Source organism: Psychromonas sp. CNPT3 (genome assembly GCF_000153405.2).
Classification (GTDB): Bacteria; Pseudomonadota; Gammaproteobacteria; order Enterobacterales; family Psychromonadaceae; genus Psychromonas.
The window spans coordinates 2,590,322-2,609,007 of record NC_020802.1 but is presented as its reverse complement, the minus strand read 5'-3'; the positions used below and the strand labels follow the sequence as shown (position 1 = coordinate 2,609,007).

Below are 18,686 nucleotides of genomic sequence, written 5' to 3'. Positions count from 1 at the left end.
AGTATCTAAGATGCGTTATTGTTTGTTTTATCAGTCATGAAAAGGGCTAAATTTTCGAGTGTTAAGGGCTTAGAAAAATAATAGCCTTGAAATAAGTCACAATGCAGATTTTTTAATATCTGCACATGTTCAAGCGTCTCGACGCCTTCGGCTAACACGCTTAAATTTAAGTTTTTAGCCATGCTAATTATGCTGTTAAGCATTGCCTGATCTTTGTCACTTTCGCTAATGTTATCGACAAAACTTTTATCTATTTTCAATTCATCAATTGGGATCTCTCGTAGTAAATTAAGCGAGGAATATCCCGTACCAAAATCATCTAAGGCAAGTTTTATCTGCTGATCTTTAAGTTGTTTAAAAATACCTTTTAAGTGGTCTAAGTTTTCAATAAATAAGCTTTCAGTGATTTCAATAGTAATACTTAATAGATCGGAGCGGTAAGGCTGGTAAGCTCGCAGTAACGTCTCGATAAAATTACTTTGCATAAATTGGCGTACGGATACATTGATGGAGAGCGAAAATGCCACATTATGAATATTTTGAAAGTTGGAAATCTCTTTGATAGCCGTCTGCATAATGTAAGTACCGAGTAAGGGCATCATATTATTTTCTTCAGCGATGGGAATAAAATCACTTGGCGGAATAGTCCCGAGTTCTTTACTGTGCCAACGAACCAAGGCTTCTACGCCCTGAACCTTATTATCAGTATCAAGTTGAGGTTGATAAACGAGGCTGATTTCATTGTTTTTTAGTGCAAAACGCAAGGCTTGCTCTATTTTCACTTTTTTAATAAATTGCTTGTAAATGTTTGCTGTGAAAAATTGATAGTCATTTTTATTTTTCTTGGCAAGACTCATGCAATCTTCAGCGTAAATAACTAAGTTGTTGATATCACTGCAATCATTTGGATACCTTACTGCACCAATCGAGGCCGTAATGCTTAAGGTATTGTGTTTTATTTTATAGGGTTGTGCTATTTTCAGTAATAAATTTTGGGTGTATTGCGTGACCTTTTCTAAGTCGACACTGTGTATTAAAACAATAAATTCATCTGCATTATAACGACACAAAGTACAAGATAAATTATCAATATCACTTTCTAATCGCTTGCTCACTTCAATGAGCAGTGCATCGCCATAAGCATGACCAAGACTCTTGTTAATGGCTTTGAAATTATCTAAATCAATATAAAGTAAGGTGAATGACTGGTGTAAATCTTTTAATTTTCGGGTGAAGGATTGCACCATTTTCCGACTATATAAATTTGTTAAGTTATCGTGCTCTACTTCATAATTTAAGGCTTGAAATTTACTTTTTTCTAACATTATTAGAGAGCGACAAAAAACAAAAATAACAATCAAAATAATAAAGTAAAATACACTGTAATGAAGTACGTTGCTATAAATTTCAGCATAGACTGTGCCTTTCTTTTTAAAGACATTTATCCATAAATTATATTTTTTATTATAGTTAATAGAATAAGCATAAAAATCATCATTATAGTCGGCGACAAGTTGAGCAATCGCCCCTGAGGTTTTTAAATCATCTAACGTGATATGATGTTTTTCGCGTGATCGCTGGGCCACTTTTAACAAAACAGAAGGGAGGCTTTGGCCATAAAACTGCGGATATTGATTTTCACTAATATTGGTACGCAAAATTCGGTAATTATTATCCGCTAAGGTGATTTGTACGCTATTACCTAGCATTTTCTCCGTGGAATGATAATCACTGAAATAGGCAATATCGAGTCCCGTTGCGAGTACGCCATAGATATGGCCTTGTTCATCGGTTAAGCGTTTAAAAATGGGGACTATCCATTTTTTTTCGTCTTTAAGCCAATAAGGTTTGCGAATTAATAGTTCTTGTTGTTGTAAGGCTATTTTTAACCAAGGGATGTCCTGCTTATTGACTTTTAGAGGCGGAATATTCGGCGTTTGTGCAATGATATCGCCTTGTTTATCAAAAAAAGCGAAAGCCAGTAAAAAAGGGTGCAAAGAGAGTGCCTTTTCTAATATTTTCGTTTTATTTTTAGGCGTATCGGACAGTTTTGTGCTCAGTAAATTCACTGTAGTATTATAATGTGAAAAAATGGACTCGAGATAAGAGCTAAAATTATAGCTTACATAAAGTTGCTCGTATTTTAATTTTTCAATGAGATCTTGTTTTTTAACAAAAACAGAGCGTACGATGATCGAAGCGCCAACGATTGCGATAAAGAAAAAGAGTAAATAGATATTTCGATTAAACTTGCTCATTAAATATAAGATCCAGTTTTACTGAGAGTAATGTTGTGTATTGCGAAGCGGCAACTTTATGCATCTTAGTTCAACATTTAACAACTGTAAGTTAAAGTTAGTTGTATTTTTTATATGTGCGCCATAAAACGACATTTTTAGGCGTGTATGGCAAGTAATTCTAAAGGTGATAGCCGATTCTTTTTAAGAAATGCAGTTAGAAATGATATAAATCAAATCCCCCCCCCCTATTAAAAAGGTAAATTACGACTATTGTGATCGATGTAACAAAAACTTTCGTTTATAATGTCGACTGTAAACAGATGTAATGGGAAAAATTGCATTGCTCAGCATAATTATAAGCAGATAGTCAGTTCAGAATTCTAAAGTTTTAAAATTAAATGAGGACACATCATGTCAGTAAAAAAAATGCTAGATTTAGATTTAGCCGGTAAACGTGTATTTATTCGTCAAGATTTAAACGTACCAATTAAAGACGGTAAAGTAACTTCAGACGCGCGTATCCGTGCTTCTATCCCGACAATTAAATTAGCCTTAGAAAAAGGGGCTAAATTGATGATAACTTCTCATTTAGGTCGCCCAACTGAAGGTGGCTCTGCACAAGAAAATGCAGCATTTTCTCTACAACCTGTTGTTGATTACTTAAATGAAGCATTAGACGTACCTGTTCGTTTAGTCACTGACTATTTAAACGGTGTTGAATTGAAAGCGGGTGAAGTGGTTGTTCTTGAAAATGTTCGCTTTAATAAAGGCGAAAAGAAAAATGATGAAACCTTATCTAAACAACTTGCTGCCTTATGTGATATCTATGTAATGGATGCTTTTGGTACTGCGCATCGCGCTCAATCATCTACTAATGGCATTGGTTTATTTGCACCTATTGCTTGCGCTGGTCCTCTACTTGCCGGTGAACTTGAAGCGTTGGCAAAAGCAATGGATAACCCTGCGCGTCCATTAGTTGCGATTGTGGGTGGTTCTAAAGTTTCTACTAAATTAACGGTTTTAGAGTCGCTTTCTAAAATTGCAGATCAATTGGTTGTGGGTGGCGGTATTGCAAATACATTTATTGCAGCTCAAGGCCACAATGTTGGTAAATCACTTTACGAAAAAGATTTAGTGGGTATTGCTAAAGAGCTAATGGAAAAATGTTCGATTCCAGTTGCAACAGATGTTGCTTGTGCAAAAGCGTTTGATGAAAATGCAGAAGCTGTGATCAAAAATGTTGCCGATGTAGAAGATGATGACATGATTTTCGATCTAGGACCCGATTCTACTAAAGTATTGGCAGATATCATTAAAGGCGCAAAAACAATTCTTTGGAATGGCCCTGTCGGCGTTTTTGAATTCAAAAACTTTGAAGCGGGCACACAAGGTATTGCACAAGCTATTGCAGACTCTGACGGTTTCTCTATTGCTGGCGGTGGTGATACTTTAGCTGCTATTGATAAATTTGGCATTACTGCAGATGTTTCATACATCTCTACGGGTGGTGGTGCTTTCCTTGAGTTCGTTGAAGGTAAAAAATTACCCGCAGTTGCTATGTTAGAGCTACGTGCAAACGACTAAATAATTATTTTAAACGAGGTGGTTGCCTCGTTTTACCTGTTTTTTATTTCGTAATTGTGTAAACTACGCGCGAAATTAAACCAAATTTAATTTAACTAAAATAGATAGGATATATCTCATGACTAAGATCTTAGATGTTGTAAAACCTGGTGTTATCACTGGTGATGATCTGCAAAAAGTATTTGCAGTTGCAAAAGAGCATAAATTTGCACTTCCAGCTGTAAATGTTGTTGGTTCTGATTCAATCAATGCGGTACTTGAAGCTGCTGCTAAAGTAAAAGCGCCTGTTGTTATCCAGTTCTCTAACGGTGGCGCTGTATTTAATGCAGGTAAAGGTCTTAAACTTGAAGGTCAAGAAGCTGCTATTCTTGGTGCTATTTCTGGTGCTAAGCATGTTCATGCAATGGCTGAAGCTTACGGTGTACCGGTTATTCTACATACTGATCACGCAGCTAAAAAATTACTGCCTTGGATTGACGGGCTACTTACTGCTTCTGAAGCACATTTTGCAGAAACGGGTAAACCTCTTTTCTCTTCACACATGATCGATCTTTCTGAAGAGCCTCTAGAAGAAAACATCGCGATTTGTGGTAAATATTTAGCACGTATGGCTAAAATGGGTATGACACTAGAAATTGAACTAGGTTGTACTGGTGGTGAAGAAGACGGTGTTGATAACTCTGATATGGATGAGTCTTTACTTTACACTCAACCATCTGAAGTTGATTATGCATATGTTGAATTATCTAAAATCAGCCCACGTTTCACTATTGCAGCATCTTTTGGTAACGTACATGGCGTATACAAGCCAGGTAATGTTAAATTAACACCAACGATTTTACGTGATTCTCAAAAATTCGTTTCTGAAAAGCATGGTCTTGAAGTTAATTCTCTTAACTTTGTATTCCACGGTGGTTCTGGTTCATCTGAAGCTGAAATCAAAGAGTCTATCGGTTACGGTGTTATCAAAATGAACATTGATACAGATACACAGTGGGCTTGTTGGGATGGTATCCGTGTTTATGAAGCGGCTAATCGTGAATTCTTACAAGGTCAAATTGGTAACCCTACTGGCGTTGATGCACCAAACAAGAAATACTATGATCCACGTGTATGGTTACGTGCTGGTCAAGCGTCTATGGTTGCGCGTCTAGAGAAAGCATTTGCTGATCTTAACGCTATCGACGTACTATAATTTAAGTTTCTCTTAAATTAATAAAAGCCTGCTATTTAGCAGGTTTTTTTTTGCTTGTAAAATAAAATGTACTAAGATGGGGATCACACACAAAAGGAGCCCTTATGCGTTATTTATTATTAAGTTTTATATTTCTGTCTTTGAGCACTTCGGCAAATTCTATGGCAGATATCGCGAATATTTCGGTATCAGGTAATGCGGTATTAGAAGTTGAAGCTGATCAAGTTGTCATAAATTTCAATGCAAATGTTATGAATAAAAGCGCTTTGCTAGCAAAACAAAAAACCGATCAAAAAGTCTCTTTATTAGTTAAAAACTTAAAAAAAGCCGGGTTTTCTCCCGCGTTATTAATGAGTTTAAGTCAACGTAGTACGCCAGAATATGAGTATTCACAAGATAAGAAAAGATTAGTGGGTGTACGGGTGAGTCATGAGTTAAGTTATCGCTTAAGCGATATTAACAAGGTGAATCTGTTTATTGATAGCGTATTAAAATCGAATATAGATTCGATTTCAACATTGCAGTATGGTTTGCAAGATACACATAAATGGCGGATGAAAGTACGTAAAATGGCAGTGTTAGACTCGCAACAAAAAGCGGCTGATCTGGCGAGCTTATATCATGCTAAGTTAGGAAAAATATACTCGATTAATTACCAGAATAATGAGGCTAGACCGGTGATTTTTAGATCCATGGCAATGTCGATGAAAAGCAATGTCGTTAATGTAGCGCCTAAAAAAATAAAGATAACAGATCGGGTCAGTGTGCGTTTTATTTTAAAACCTTAAGGCAAACATCACTATTATCAAAAGACATTAAATAGGCTTTTTGAGGGTTAAAAAGCTGGCGTAAGTGTTGCATAAAAGGGCGATATATCTCGCTCTTTAAATTACTTTCAAAACTTAAATAGCTGGCAATACTTTCAGGGCTAAGGTGCAATGTAAAATAGCCTTCACCACAGATGCCATTAATAGAGTAGCCTTTAGGCTGGAAGCTATGCTGATGTATATGAAAGTCCTTAAAGCAACGCTTAATATCTAAATGTTGCTCAATCTCGTCACTACTGACGCTGTTATTTTGTAAGCGCGTCGCAAAGGGGCTACTAAGCGTATTGAGCATGAGTATCGCGGTTGTTGCATTGTAAGGTTGATAAGTATTAGATCTGAAAATGTCGCCTTGGTAATCATCTTGCCAGTGCAGAGTGTTACCCGGAGATAGCGTTTGTAATATGGCACAATCCTCTGTAAATGTGCTTTTTTGTGCATCTGGCTTATTCGCTTGATGACGCTGAAAATGTAATGCTTTAATACTGTTTTTAGGGGCTGTTTTTTTGAAATAAACAGCAGCTTCTAATAAATGTGTCGTACCACAGGTGATCAGCAGTAGTTTATTTTCCCAAATAAATAGGCTCGACTCAGATAAAATAAACGCTTTGATATTGTTTTCTTTTATCTCACCAAGAATACAAGCGCCAGCTTGTTGAACCATTGCATGCCAAAAGTCCACCGGAAAATCCAGTAAATTAATCCCTTGCGTTATAATTTCTAAGCGTTTCTCGCGTCCTTCATAAAACATTAAAGACTGCGCCGTGCTTTATGCGTATTAAGAGATGAGCCGATCAAGCTCGCGACAACAATCGCCATATAAAAAACGCCCACAATGCATTCTAGATAGACAAGAAACCGAGCAATGGGACTTATTGCCAAAATGTCGCCAAAGCCACTGGTAGTAAGCGTAATAAAGCTAAAATAGATAAGATCGGGAAAGTTCTCTTGCCAAGTATGGAAGTTCAGCCCTAAAAATGCATTTTCGCTAAATTCATTGACGAGTAGATAAAGGATCACCCAAATTAGTCCTAGTAATAAAAAAATACAAATAGATCCAACAATACTATTGTAAGTAATTTTACCCGCAAAAAGGGCCTGCTCAGTCGCAAGTTTAAGTGTGAGTAAAAAGAAAAATAGCATAAAGAAAAGCAGTAAAAAGGATAAGTTAGCACGATCTAAAAAAATCACCACGCTACTAAATAACGCGCAGATCAAAGTCAAAGCAATCGCGCCATTAAATAGCCCTTTATTAGAGCGTAAACTCCATACACCAATGCCCATACTGATCACCGTAAAGGCCATGACTAAAGACTGGCCTAATAAAGATCGCAAAGCAAATTGTGCAACAATCGCACTAGATAATAATAAAAAAAGTAAGCTGCATAACAGGTAGAAAAAATTATCTTTAGGGGGCTGTTTTTTACGTGATAATAAATGTTGCATGCATACACTCGAGAGCAAGGAATACGTTAGTTTAGCTTTTTTTTATTATTTACGAAAGGGCTATGTAGACAGAGGAAATACAGATGAAAATATGGCTCATTCAATAATGGGTTATGAATGTTTTTTAGGGGTAATAAAAAACCCCTAGATAGAACCTATCTAGGGGTTTAATAATGGTGCTTCGTCTCGGAATTGAACCAAGGACACGAGGATTTTCAATCCTCTGCTCTACCGACTGAGCTAACGAAGCAAAAATATAGCATCTAAGATGCGTTGATAATGGTGCCGACTACCGGAATCGAACTGGTGACCTACTGATTACAAGTCAGTTGCTCTACCGACTGAGCTAAGTCGGCACACGAAAACGTGTGCATTTGCACCGCTTGCTGAAGAATATTCAACAAACAAAAATATGGTGCTTCGTCTCGGAATTGAACCAAGGACACGAGGATTTTCAATCCTCTGCTCTACCGACTGAGCTAACGAAGCGTTGTTGCTTTGTTCTGGGAACGAGGCGTATTAAATCGATTTTAGTGTCAATCGTCAACCTATTTTTGTACTTTTCTTTTGTTTTTAACGCGTTCGCTTATACATTGAGCAGGATCCGGCTCATTTGTGAACATGAGGTTAAGATTCTTCGCTAAAACCTTCAATGTGTACACTTTTATTTTCAAACAAGTAACCGACCATAGCGTCTTCTATTATTTTTCGATCGCTAGCTTGCATCATATTTAGTTTGCCTTCATTGATCAACATGGTCTGTTTTTTCTGCCATTGTGTCCAAGCTTCTTGGCTAATATTATCAAAAATACGTTTTCCAAGCTCACCTGGGATCAACTGATAGGTAAGACCAGGAGCTTCTTTTTTTAAGTAAGTACAATATACAGTGCGTGACATTATTTATCCTTTTCAAGCGTATTATTAACGGTTGCTAATATTTTTTTTGTGGCGGATGCCAATCCAATTTTTTGAGGTTGGTTTAAGTTATACCAAAGTCCGTCGGGATCTTCCATTGATTGTAGACTTGTACATGAGGTTACGCGGATCAATAGCGGCGTAATATCAAAATGAAAGTGGCTAAAAGTATGACGAAACATATTGAGTTCATTTTTATCAAACTGTTTTATGCCTTTTTCTTTTAAAAAGTCCAAGCAGAGTTCAATACTTTCAAATTCAGGAAAACACCATAACCCTCCCCAAATACCAGAGGCAGGGCGTTGTATTAGTTGTATTTTTGTCGCATCAGCAGTGCAAACAATTAACATCACTGCCTGTCTTACGGGTATTTTCTTTTTAGCTTTAGGCGTTGGAAAATCGGTTGGCGCGCCAGAATGTAAGCCGGTGCAATCAACCGAAACCGGGCATTCGTTGCATTTTGGTTTACTGCGTGTGCAAACCATAGCCCCCATGTCCATCATGGCTTGGTTAAATACATCTGCTTTTTGTCGTGGCAGTAGTTTTTCAGCTAACGTCCATAAACGATTTTCAACTTTCTTTTCACCCGTCCAGCCTTCGATGCTTTGATGGCGAGTGAGAACGCGTTTGACGTTACCGTCTAAGATGGCATGATTTTGACCTAAGGTGAGAGACAGTATCGCGCCGGCGGTAGATCGCCCTATGCCGGATAAGGCAATCACATTGTCAAATTCAGTCGGGAAAGCGCCTTGGTAATTATCTCGAATATCGATAGCGGTTTTATGTAAGTTACGTGCGCGTGCGTAATAGCCAAGGCCTGTCCAATGATGTAAAACCTCATCGAGAGGCGCATTGGCTAAATAAGTGATATTTGGAAAGGCGCGCATAAACTTTTTAAAGTAAGGGATCACGGTGATCACTTGTGTTTGTTGTAACATGATCTCACTGATCCATGTTTTATATAGACTTTTATCTATTTGCCAAGGTAGGCTTTTTCGTCCATATAGCGTATGCCAGTCAAGGATACGTTGATTAAAAGTGTTTTCTTGCACGCGCTACTCGTTATTGCAAATTCAGGTGTGAGAGCATAACAGAAGAACATAAAAAATTAGAATTACAAAAATTAAGTGTTAACGATATAATGCCTTTAATATAGCCAGAATACTGAGTAGGGTAAAAATGACAGATCAACAAAATAATGTAGATAGCACCAATGACGCACCAGTTGAAGAACAAAAGCATATGCGTAAGATCCGTTCTTTTGTAAAACGTGAAGGACGTATGACGCATCGTCAGCAAACGGCAACGGATACGTTATGGGCAACAATGGGACTTGATTTTAAGAAGGAACTTTTAGATTTTAACGCGATTTTTGGGCGTGACGCTGATGTCGTATTAGAAATCGGCTTTGGTATGGGGAAATCTTTAGTTGAGATGGCGCTTAACGCACCAGACAAAGATTTTCTTGGTATTGAAGTGCATGGTCCAGGTGTTGGGGCGTGCCTTGCTGATGCTGCTGATGCGGGGTTAACTAACTTACGCGTGATGAATTATGATGCAGTTGAAGTGCTTGAATTTATGATCCCGGATAACAGTTTAGCGACTTTTCAGCTTTATTTTCCAGATCCTTGGCATAAAGCGCGCCATAACAAGCGCAGACTTGTACAAACGAGTTTTATTGAAGATATGTGCCCTAAATTGATTTTCGGTGGAAAAATCCACATGGCGACTGACTGGGAGCAGTATGCAGAGCATATGCTCGAGGTTATGTCATCGAGTGTTGGTTTTGAAAATTGTAGTCAAGATAGCTATATTGAGCGACCAGAGTGGCGCCCTCTTACAAAGTTTGAAAGTCGTGGTCATCGTTTAGGTCATGGTGTTTGGGATCTTTTATTTAAACGTATTAGCTAAAAAACGCGTTACTTTTTAAGTCCGTTTAAAATAAAGCCTAAGGTGTAAAAATCTTGGGTTTTTTTATGTCTTTTGGGCAGGTAAACGTAGACATTCACCCTGAAGGGTGTGAATGTAATTAACATGTTGTTGAGTGATCCGCATGAAAATAAAGCGGAGCCTTTAGGTTTTTAGTCTCGTATTATTCCCCTTTTTATTGAGCAATTATATTTGAGTTCGGTATTGAAAACATGAACCTATAAAAACAGGCATAAAAAAATGCCGATCACTGTTGTGATCGGCATTTTTATTAATTTTATTAGGCGTTAAATAAAATTATTGTTTTTCCCAGATACCCGGTTCAATTTTCTTATCAAGCTCAGGGATCTTAGTTCTATCAAATGTTGGTAATTTACCTTCATTTAATTGCTGATTATAATCTTTAGCGAGTTTAACGACTTCATTAGAAAGCAATAATATTGCGATCAAGTTGACGATAGCCATTAATCCCATTGATACATCCGCTAATGCCCAAATCACTTCATTACTCTGCGTCGCACCAAACATGATCATACCTAACACGGCAATACGTAGCGAGTTAACACCGCGTGAATGCTTGTGTTGTAAGAACATTAAGTTTGTTTCAGCATAAGAGTAATTTGCAATAATAGAAGTGAATGCAAAGAACATCAAAGCGATAGCGACAAATTGACCACCCCAATCACCCACTTGAAAAGCTAATGCACGTTGTGTTATTTCAACACCACCCATATTAGTAAACGATTCGACACCACCGGATAGCAAAATAATAGAGGCGGTAGCAGTACAGATAATGATAGTGTCAATGAATACACCTAGCATTTGTACATAACCTTGTGATGCAGGGTGAGGAGGATAAGGTGATGCAGTTGCAGCTGCATTTGCAGCACTACCCATACCCGCTTCATTGGAGAACAAACCACGTTGTACACCTGTCATGATCATTGCGCCAAATGCACCACCAGTTGCTTCTCTCCAACCGAAAGCTGAATCAAAAATTAAGCTTAAGATGGCTGGGATCTGCCCAATGTTCATTAAGACAACACAAAGTGCAATGATTAAGTAGCCGAGTGCCATGATAGGCACTATTTTTTCAGATATTTTTGCAATACCTCGAATGCCGGTAAAGATAACTAATCCAGAGATAACAAAAAGAGCAATACCAACATTTGTTTTGTCGAGACCAAACGATTCATGCAAGGCTGCTGTAATTGAGTTTGCTTGTACGGCGTTAAATACCAAGCCAAAAGCAATAATTAATAAGATAGCGAATAAGCTACCCATCCAACGCGCATTTAGGCCTCGTTCCATATAATAAGCTGGACCACCACGGAAATTACCATCATCGTCATGTACTTTGTAGGCTTGTGCAAGCGTGCTTTCTGCAAAGCTTGTTGCCATACCAATGATAGCAATAACCCACATCCAGAAAATAGCACCAGGGCCACCTACAGTGATCGCAATAGCGACGCCCGCTAAGTTACCTGTGCCAACGCGCGCAGCCAGACTGGTTGAAAGCGCTTGGAAAGATGAAATGCCTTCTTTATCAGATTTTCGGCTATTACGCATCACTGTGAAAGTATGTAGGAAGTGGCGAAATTGAATAAAGCCAAGACGAATTGTGAAGTAAACACCGGTTCCTATCAATAAATAGACAAGTAATTTGCCCCATAAAATACCATTGATCATATTAAAAATTTCTAACATATATTTTCCTTATTTTGATTCAATACAGTAAATCGAAGCGTAAAAGAAAAGTAATTCTAGTCGTTATGTGGATAGCGATTAGAATTAATCTTATTGACGATACTCTTTGACTTTAATACTGCAATTATGTTGATAAGTGGATTAATAAGTCCTTTTAATCACTCGTTTTTTAAAAATCGAGAGGCAATATAGCAAATATGTAGCGCAATTGTTTAACAAATTCTTGGGTTAGCACGTCCCGCTGATGTAATTTTAATATTTTCGGGTACATTTAAAGTGTGTCTGGTCTTTTTTTATGCAGATGCAGGTGTTTATCTGAACTATACTTTACAAAACAAAGATAAATAAGCTTATTTAGCAGGAGAATATCATGTCTATGGCAATTAAACCTGATTTCGCTTCGGCGCCTCTGAAAAAAAACAATATAACGGTGCCTTCAGATCTTAAAAACGCTCCTAACTCATTAACAAATAAGAAAAATGCAGATGAAGTGACAGAGCCCGTACATGTACAAAACAAAAAACGTCTTAATGCTGCTATATTAGATTCTGCCTTAAAATTTAATACCACGATCAAAAACCAGCCTGAATCTTTATTATTAAAAACAATATTACAAGGTATTAATAAAGCACTACAAGAAATAGATATTGAGAAAACAGTTGAAGACAATTACGAAGAGGGTATTGATGTAAGCCCGCAGGCAACTGCTGAGCGTATTGTTATGTTTAGTACGCAATATTATGGCGTGTATCAGCAACGTCATCCTGAAATGGATGAAGAGCAATCATTAACGAGTTACATTGACATAATTAGTGGTGCTATTGATCAAGGATTTTTAGAAGCAAAAGAGATATTAACAAACTTAAATGCGCTTGAAGGCGATACCGGAAAGAACATAGAAAAAACCTATGTATTAGTGCAACAATTATTACAAATATTTTTGGATAATAAGCGTGCAGAAATGCCTGTTGGAGATAAAAATATAATAAGTAAAGAAGACAACATTAAAGATAAAGAGGTAAGCAAATAGACGTTCCCAACGTTTTGGTCATAAAAACCCTCTTTTATAACCTTTTATCAGTACCTGTGTCTGCTGTTTAATTTCTCATGGGACTCTCTAATTGATGTGTAACTTTTCCTTTTTTAGTTCTTTTAGTATGACGTCCCTATTAATCTAGCGTATTAGACGATGAACGTTTGGATAAGTAAATAATATTATATTTATGCACTACGCGATCTGCTCTACACTGAGAGACATATATTTTTAATATATTGATCCTATCCGAGTAAAATAATGCGAAACATTCACACGTTTTTAAAATAACGTTTGTATAATGTAAGTGTAATTCTCTGTAAGTTATTTATTTCGATTAAGGTTTTAAATTATATATGTATAAAAAAGGTATTTTTAGTGTTTTTATTTTAGGCTTGTGCTTGTCTTTCTCGAGCGCTTGGCTTTTACATAATTTTGAAAAAAAATCGGTGCGTCTAGAATTTGAAAGTGATGTTAAGCAAAGGGTACTTTCTCTGCAACGAGAATTGAGTTTAAACTTAGAATTGAGTCATTGTTTACTTATTTTATTTAGAAATGGAAAAATACCCAGCTTTGCAGAATTTGAGTATGAAGCTAAATTACTGTTACAAAGGCATCAAACTATTTTCTCTTTATCATGGGAACCGCGAATTACTCAAGATCAGCGTGGCGAATTTGAGCAACAAAATAACATGATAATAAAGGAAAAGAAAAGCTTAACAGAGCTGATCGTTGCCTCCGTGAGAGCACAATATTTTCCCTTGCAATATATTGTGCCTAAAGCTGAACATCAGAAAATTTTTGGGCTAGATATCGGCACAAAAGAGACGCGTTTTAAAAACTTAATACTTGCAAAAAAAAGCGGAATTGCACATGCTACTGGACCATTAGTGCTACTTTTTGAACCGGATCATAAAGTGTCTTTTATTACCGATATTCCGGTGTATAAAAAAGCATCTTTTAATGAGCAACAGCGAGAAGAGAACCTTTTAGGGTTTATTAGTGCGGTCTTTAAAAGTGCGGACATATTTAATGCTTCTGCGTTAGGCGGGGATCCGCTTGGCATTGATATGCAGCTTATGGATATCACTAATAGTGATAGTCCTGAGCTATTACATGAACATTTTTCTAGAGACGATAGCGATTCACGTAGTGATCTAACGTATCGCGCAGTATTAGATGAAGTTTCTGGGCGAATATGGGAGCTAACAGCGGTTGCAACACAAGGTTATCTAGATAAGAGGAAAAGTTATCTGAGCTTGTTATTATTATTTTTTAGTTTAACAGTGACACTTTCTATTTCTTGGTACCTGTATTTTTGCTCAAAACAAGCATCAGCTATTAACTTAATCATAGAAGAAAAAACAAAATACCTTAATGAAGCCAATAAAAAATTAGCTAAATTATCTTTAATAGATCCTTTAACCAGTATTTTTAACCGCCGGAAAATGGATATATATTTACAAGATGAATGGGATCGCGCGATGCGCGGTGCAGGCTTTATTTCTTTGTTAATTATCGATATCGACTTTTTTAAAGCTTACAATGATAATTATGGACATCAAGCTGGCGATGATGCTTTAAGGCAAGTGGCTCAAAAGTTAAAAAAAGTTGCGAGGCGTACAGGCGACTTAGTTGTGCGTTTTGGTGGCGAAGAATTTGCGATGATCATGCCAAATTCGAGTGATGCAAGTGCGATGGCAGGCCTTTGCTTACAAGCTATTCGTGATCTGGAAATAGAGCATCAACACTCATCTGTTAGTGATATCTTAACCATTAGTATCGGTTGTTGCAGTTTAGCTGTGAAGCATGATCTGAGTGTGGATGATCTTGTAAAAAGAGCCGATAAAGCCTTATATCTTGCAAAGGACTCAGGACGTAATTGTTTCAAATAAAGGTTTTTTAGTCTTTTTTGGCCAGTTTTCGCAACATCTGCACAATTTACATTGTTGTTATGCGCCTGAAAAATATTTTCGGCGCATAACATCCGCAATGCTATTACATAAAATCAATCGGATCTACGTCGATAGACCATCTTACTTTCCTACTTTCAGGCAGTTTAGTAAACGCCTCTATTGCGCGCTGTAATGTTTGAGTTATCAATGCGCGATAAGCTGATTGCACTAACAATTGAAAACGATAGCGTCCCGCACGGCGCTCCATTGAGGCAGGAATAGGGCCCAACAGTAACATTTTGTCAGTAATATTATGCTCGTTACAAACTTGCATTAAAATTTGTCTGCAAAGATTTAAAAAGTTTTCAGCGAGCGTGGCATTTTCACATTCCGCGCGTAAGAGTGCTTGATATTGGTAAGGAGGTAACTGCGCTAGTTTTCGCTCACACAATGCATTTCGTGAGAACTGAGTATAACCACTATTAATAAGCTCTTGTAATAAAGCATGCTCGGGATGATGCGTTTGTAATACCACTTGACCTTTCTTCTCGGCGCGCCCAGCCCTTCCTGAAACCTGTGTGAAAAGTTGAGCTAAACGTTCACTGGCACGAAAATCATTACAAAAAAGGGCGCCATCAACATCAATTAAAGCCACTAAGGTGACATTAGGGAAATGATGCCCTTTAGCGAGCATTTGGGTGCCCAGTAAAATCTTATATTTACCTTGGTGAATATCGGTGAGGTATTGGTCAAAACTTTCTTTTTTACGCGTGTTATCCCTATCAATACGGATAACAGGGTAACTTGGGAAAAGTGTTTGTAATGTCTGCTCTAATTGCTCTGTTCCTACCCCATTTGCGATGAGCTGTGTTGATCCACAATCATGGCATTGCTTGGGGATAGGTAATGTCGATGCGCAGTGATGACAATGCAAATAATTCGCTTTTTTATGGTAAGTATAAAAGGCATCACAACGCGTACATTTTACTAGCCAGCCACATTCATGGCACATTAAAACAGGAGAGAATCCGCGTCGATTAAGAAAAAGGATCACTTGATTATCTTTTTGTAAATGCTGGCCCATTAATTCAATCAGCTGCGGAGAAAGACCTGATTGTAAAGGTAGGCCCGCTAGATTAATAAGGCTACTTACGGGGGGCTTCGCAGATCCAGCTCGTTGCGTTAAATGTAAGTGATGAAACTTTCCTTGTAATGCATTGTGCAGTGTTTCTAATGCGGGCGTTGCTGAGCCTAATACAATAGGGATATTTTGCATGTGCGCACGTTTGATAGCAAAATCGCGTGCATGGTAACGAAATCCCTCTTGTTGTTTAAAAGAGGCATCATGCTCTTCATCTAAAATAATCAACCCTAAGTTTTTGATGTCACTAAAAATAGCGCTACGTGTGCCGATGATAATGGCTGCACTGCCTTGTTTTGCATGGCACCAAGTATCGAGCTGCTGGCGCGCATTTAACGCTGAGTGTTTTAAATAGATAGGCAAGTTAAAACGCGCTTGAAAACGTTGTACTATTTGTGGCGTTAAACCAATTTCAGGCACAATGATCAGCACTTGTTTTCCCATTTTTAGAATGGGCGTTAAAATATTAAGATAGACCTCTGTCTTACCACTGCCGGTGATCCCCTCCAACAAAAAGCAATTAAACTGCGTGTTTTGTTGATTAACCGCGGTGATAGCAATCGCTTGCTCTGCTGTTAAATTAGGTTTATCTTCACTTTCTTGTAGATTTTTAGACCAATTTAAGTCAAATTCAGGTTGTTTTTCAATCCGCGTAATAAGATTTTTTAGCTGTAGCGCATTAAGGGTGCTACGACTGATCCCTTGGACTTTTAATTGTGCTGCGCTCTGTGATTTTTTCTGTAATAAAAGCAATGCTTGATACTGCTTTTTGGCGCGTTTCGTCTCGATAATATCTGCATCTGTCGATGTTATTTCCCAATATTCTTGTGCTTTAAACGTGGCTTCTTTGCCTTTACGTAATGCGCTAGGTAAGGCTTGTTGTAATACATCGCCAAAAGGGTGTTGATAATACACAGAGGCCCACTGTAATAAATCCCAAAGAGGGGTGCTTAATAAGGGCTGCGTATCGATCAATGTGATGACTGATTTTATTTTTTTTAAATCAAAATCGCTATCTTGGGTGGTGCTACATATAACCCCAATCATTTGTTTTTTCCCACCAAAAGGGACGCATACTCGTCGACCGACCAGGCTTGTTAATTGCTCTGGGGCGAGGTGTGCTGGCAACTGATAATCAAATGATCTGCGCAAAGGAATAGGTAATGCGACCTGACAAATAATGGGTTTAGGCATAAGTTGATTTTACTAAGAAAAGAATGATTGTAGCGCTTTTCTGCACTGAGGTGTATTTAATATACTCTATTAAGGCCTCTTTTAAAGAAGCCTTTATAATAGTTTAATCCTACCAAATTTCAGTTACATATTCAGGGTGGTCGATATACGGATTGCGATTACCTTGATAATCAAAGGCTGCTTTATTACGTTGTCGCTCTTTTAAGCTTACGGGATCGTTTGCGTGCCAGCGTTTAAGTAATGTAATAACCCAAGGCTGAAATACTCTGTTTTTACTACCATCTAAGACGGCACTTCCGATTGTATCTTTACCTTTCCAAGTGCTGATCACATTTTCATAGCGTGTTGCCATATAAAAGTAGGCGCGTGCAAAATCGCCTTTAAACTCATCAATGGGCTCAAAAACGATACCATTATAATTTGTAGATGCGTTTGCTTGGCCTAATTTACTACCATTTTTAGATGTCCAGGTAGGGTAGTTAGTTTCGCCATAAGGAAAGCGTGATCGCCGGCTATTAACATAGCCATCAGTTGCGAAAAGAGGGTGAATATCGGTATACATCGGGGAAATTTCTCCTCCAAACCAAGATTTAGGGAAAGAATGCTCTCGATTGTAACAATTTCCTTCGGCTTCGACTTGAGACTTCCCACATTTATCTTCGGGATCAAAATAATAGCTATCTGAGCTAGAAGGGTTTTCGGAATACATGTCTAATATTGAATGATCTTTGTCATAATAAATATCACGACTATTGGCTGAGATGAATGACCATACATCACTATAGGTGCGCACCTGATGATTTTTAATGATGTTATATAACGCCGTTTTTAAGCTAAAACTTGTTTTGTATTTAGCCTCTTTATAATAAGCGTCTAGAACTTCAGCAGATGCAACAGACTGTGTATTTTCAGTGCTAGTATTGTTTATATAGGAATGACTGGTTTGGATAAGAGTAAAGTCATCAACATAGACATTTTCGCCACTTTTAAAACCGACTTGAGCATAAAAACGTAAACCAATATTAATGCGTTTCGTTGCCGTTGCATGGTAATTAAACGTAAGCTCTTGCCATTGATGTATTAAATTATTATTACTATAGTTTTGATAGCCATCGATAAATATTCGGGCTTTACTATATCCTTGGGTATGATAAACCCAAACGGATAATTTATATGACTCTCCTCGTTTTACATCGATAGATTGACGGAAATCACTGTCTCTTTGCTCGGTCGAAAGAATACTTATTTTGGCGCTAGAAGATCCATTCCTATAAATAGAGTGTTCTTGAGTAAACGTAAGACCTTTATCAGTAGTAGACCAATATGCCAGTGTATTATTGGGCCAGTTTTCAAATCCACTATTAACTAATAAGTTTTTTGTAGTCGGTGAGAAATCTATTTCTGGTTGACATGAAAAAATGAAAAAAACACTACAGAGACAAAAAAACTGTTTATATTTATAAAACATATATATTCCCTTTTAAAATAAAAAGTCCATTTATATGGGGTTGTAAGAGATACATGTATTAGATGTAGTGGCAAAACCCATTAAAGTATTGTACTCAAGACGAATGTCTTTTCAA

14 protein-coding genes and 3 tRNA genes are annotated in these 18,686 nt (G+C 37.5%); 6 read left to right on the top strand and 11 right to left on the bottom strand.

The features are described from left to right. Window positions 1-5: 5 nt before the first annotated feature. Window positions 6-2,258: a bifunctional diguanylate cyclase/phosphodiesterase gene (locus tag PCNPT3_RS11475; RefSeq protein WP_015466030.1), complete on the bottom strand. Its 2,253-nt coding sequence runs from the start codon at window positions 2,256-2,258 to the stop codon at window positions 6-8. Between the two features lie 393 nt (window positions 2,259-2,651). Here PCNPT3_RS11475 and PCNPT3_RS11470 point away from each other — a divergent pair, with 393 nt between their 5' ends. From PCNPT3_RS11470 to PCNPT3_RS11460, 3 genes are all read left to right on the top strand, one after another. Then, window positions 2,652-3,824: a phosphoglycerate kinase gene (locus tag PCNPT3_RS11470; RefSeq protein WP_015466029.1), complete on the top strand. Its 1,173-nt coding sequence runs from the start codon at window positions 2,652-2,654 to the stop codon at window positions 3,822-3,824. Between the two features lie 118 nt (window positions 3,825-3,942). Next, window positions 3,943-5,019, top strand: coding sequence for a class II fructose-bisphosphate aldolase (gene fbaA, locus PCNPT3_RS11465; RefSeq protein ID WP_015466028.1), 1,077 nt, complete (start codon window positions 3,943-3,945; stop codon window positions 5,017-5,019). A 104-nt stretch (window positions 5,020-5,123) separates the two neighbouring features. Then, a complete protein-coding gene (locus tag PCNPT3_RS11460) occupies window positions 5,124-5,807 on the top strand; it encodes an SIMPL domain-containing protein (protein ID WP_015466027.1) in 684 nt (227 codons plus the stop codon). Here the strand turns inward: PCNPT3_RS11460 and PCNPT3_RS11455 are convergent. From PCNPT3_RS11455 to mutY, 7 genes are all read right to left on the bottom strand, one after another. Further along, window positions 5,791-6,594: an S-adenosylmethionine decarboxylase gene (locus PCNPT3_RS11455; protein WP_015466026.1), complete on the bottom strand. Its 804-nt coding sequence runs from the start codon at window positions 6,592-6,594 to the stop codon at window positions 5,791-5,793. The genes PCNPT3_RS11460 and PCNPT3_RS11455 overlap by 17 nt on opposite strands. Next, window positions 6,594-7,289: a potassium channel family protein gene (locus PCNPT3_RS11450; RefSeq protein ID WP_015466025.1), complete on the bottom strand. Its 696-nt coding sequence runs from the start codon at window positions 7,287-7,289 to the stop codon at window positions 6,594-6,596. Before PCNPT3_RS11450 ends, PCNPT3_RS11455 begins: the two co-directional genes overlap by 1 nt. Window positions 7,290-7,463: 174 nt before the next feature. After that, a tRNA-Phe gene (locus PCNPT3_RS11445) sits at window positions 7,464-7,539 on the bottom strand. 30 nt (window positions 7,540-7,569) lie between these two features. After that, window positions 7,570-7,645 (bottom strand) — tRNA-Thr (locus PCNPT3_RS11440). Window positions 7,646-7,702: 57 nt separating this feature from the next. After that, window positions 7,703-7,778 (bottom strand) — tRNA-Phe (locus tag PCNPT3_RS11435). A gap of 138 nt (window positions 7,779-7,916) precedes the next feature. Further along, the gene (locus PCNPT3_RS11430; RefSeq protein WP_015466024.1) at window positions 7,917-8,186 is read right to left on the bottom strand and encodes an oxidative damage protection protein; all 270 of its coding nucleotides are present in this window, start codon (window positions 8,184-8,186) and stop codon (window positions 7,917-7,919) included. Continuing rightward, window positions 8,186-9,256: an A/G-specific adenine glycosylase gene (mutY, locus tag PCNPT3_RS11425; protein WP_015466023.1), complete on the bottom strand. Its 1,071-nt coding sequence runs from the start codon at window positions 9,254-9,256 to the stop codon at window positions 8,186-8,188. The genes PCNPT3_RS11430 and mutY overlap by 1 nt, the downstream gene beginning before the upstream one ends. A gap of 127 nt (window positions 9,257-9,383) precedes the next feature. Between mutY and trmB the strand changes: the two genes are divergently transcribed. After that, window positions 9,384-10,115 (top strand): tRNA (guanosine(46)-N7)-methyltransferase TrmB, encoded by a 732-nt coding sequence (gene trmB / locus PCNPT3_RS11420; RefSeq protein ID WP_015466022.1) that lies wholly within the window; start codon window positions 9,384-9,386, stop codon window positions 10,113-10,115. A 315-nt stretch (window positions 10,116-10,430) separates the two neighbouring features. On the opposite strand, the gene PCNPT3_RS11415 is transcribed toward trmB, so the two are convergent. Beyond that, window positions 10,431-11,840, bottom strand: coding sequence for an alanine/glycine:cation symporter family protein (locus tag PCNPT3_RS11415; RefSeq protein WP_015466021.1), 1,410 nt, complete (start codon window positions 11,838-11,840; stop codon window positions 10,431-10,433). A gap of 370 nt (window positions 11,841-12,210) precedes the next feature. Between PCNPT3_RS11415 and PCNPT3_RS11410 the strand changes: the two genes are divergently transcribed. Together PCNPT3_RS11410 and PCNPT3_RS11405 are read left to right on the top strand one after the other, a co-directional pair. Continuing rightward, entirely contained in the window at window positions 12,211-12,870 is a 660-nt protein-coding gene (locus PCNPT3_RS11410; RefSeq protein WP_015466020.1) for a DUF5610 domain-containing protein, read from the top strand. 359 nt (window positions 12,871-13,229) lie between these two features. After that, a complete protein-coding gene (locus tag PCNPT3_RS11405; RefSeq protein ID WP_015466019.1) occupies window positions 13,230-14,768 on the top strand; it encodes a sensor domain-containing diguanylate cyclase in 1,539 nt (512 codons plus the stop codon). Between the two features lie 103 nt (window positions 14,769-14,871). On the opposite strand, the gene priA is transcribed toward PCNPT3_RS11405, so the two are convergent. Both priA and PCNPT3_RS11395 read right to left on the bottom strand, forming a co-directional pair. After that, on the bottom strand, window positions 14,872-17,103 hold the full coding sequence (gene priA / locus PCNPT3_RS11400; protein ID WP_015466018.1) for a primosomal protein N': 2,232 nt from the start codon (window positions 17,101-17,103) through the stop codon (window positions 14,872-14,874). A 109-nt stretch (window positions 17,104-17,212) separates the two neighbouring features. Then, on the bottom strand, window positions 17,213-18,571 hold the full coding sequence (locus PCNPT3_RS11395; protein WP_015466017.1) for an endonuclease: 1,359 nt from the start codon (window positions 18,569-18,571) through the stop codon (window positions 17,213-17,215). Between the last annotated feature and the right edge of the window lie 115 nt (window positions 18,572-18,686).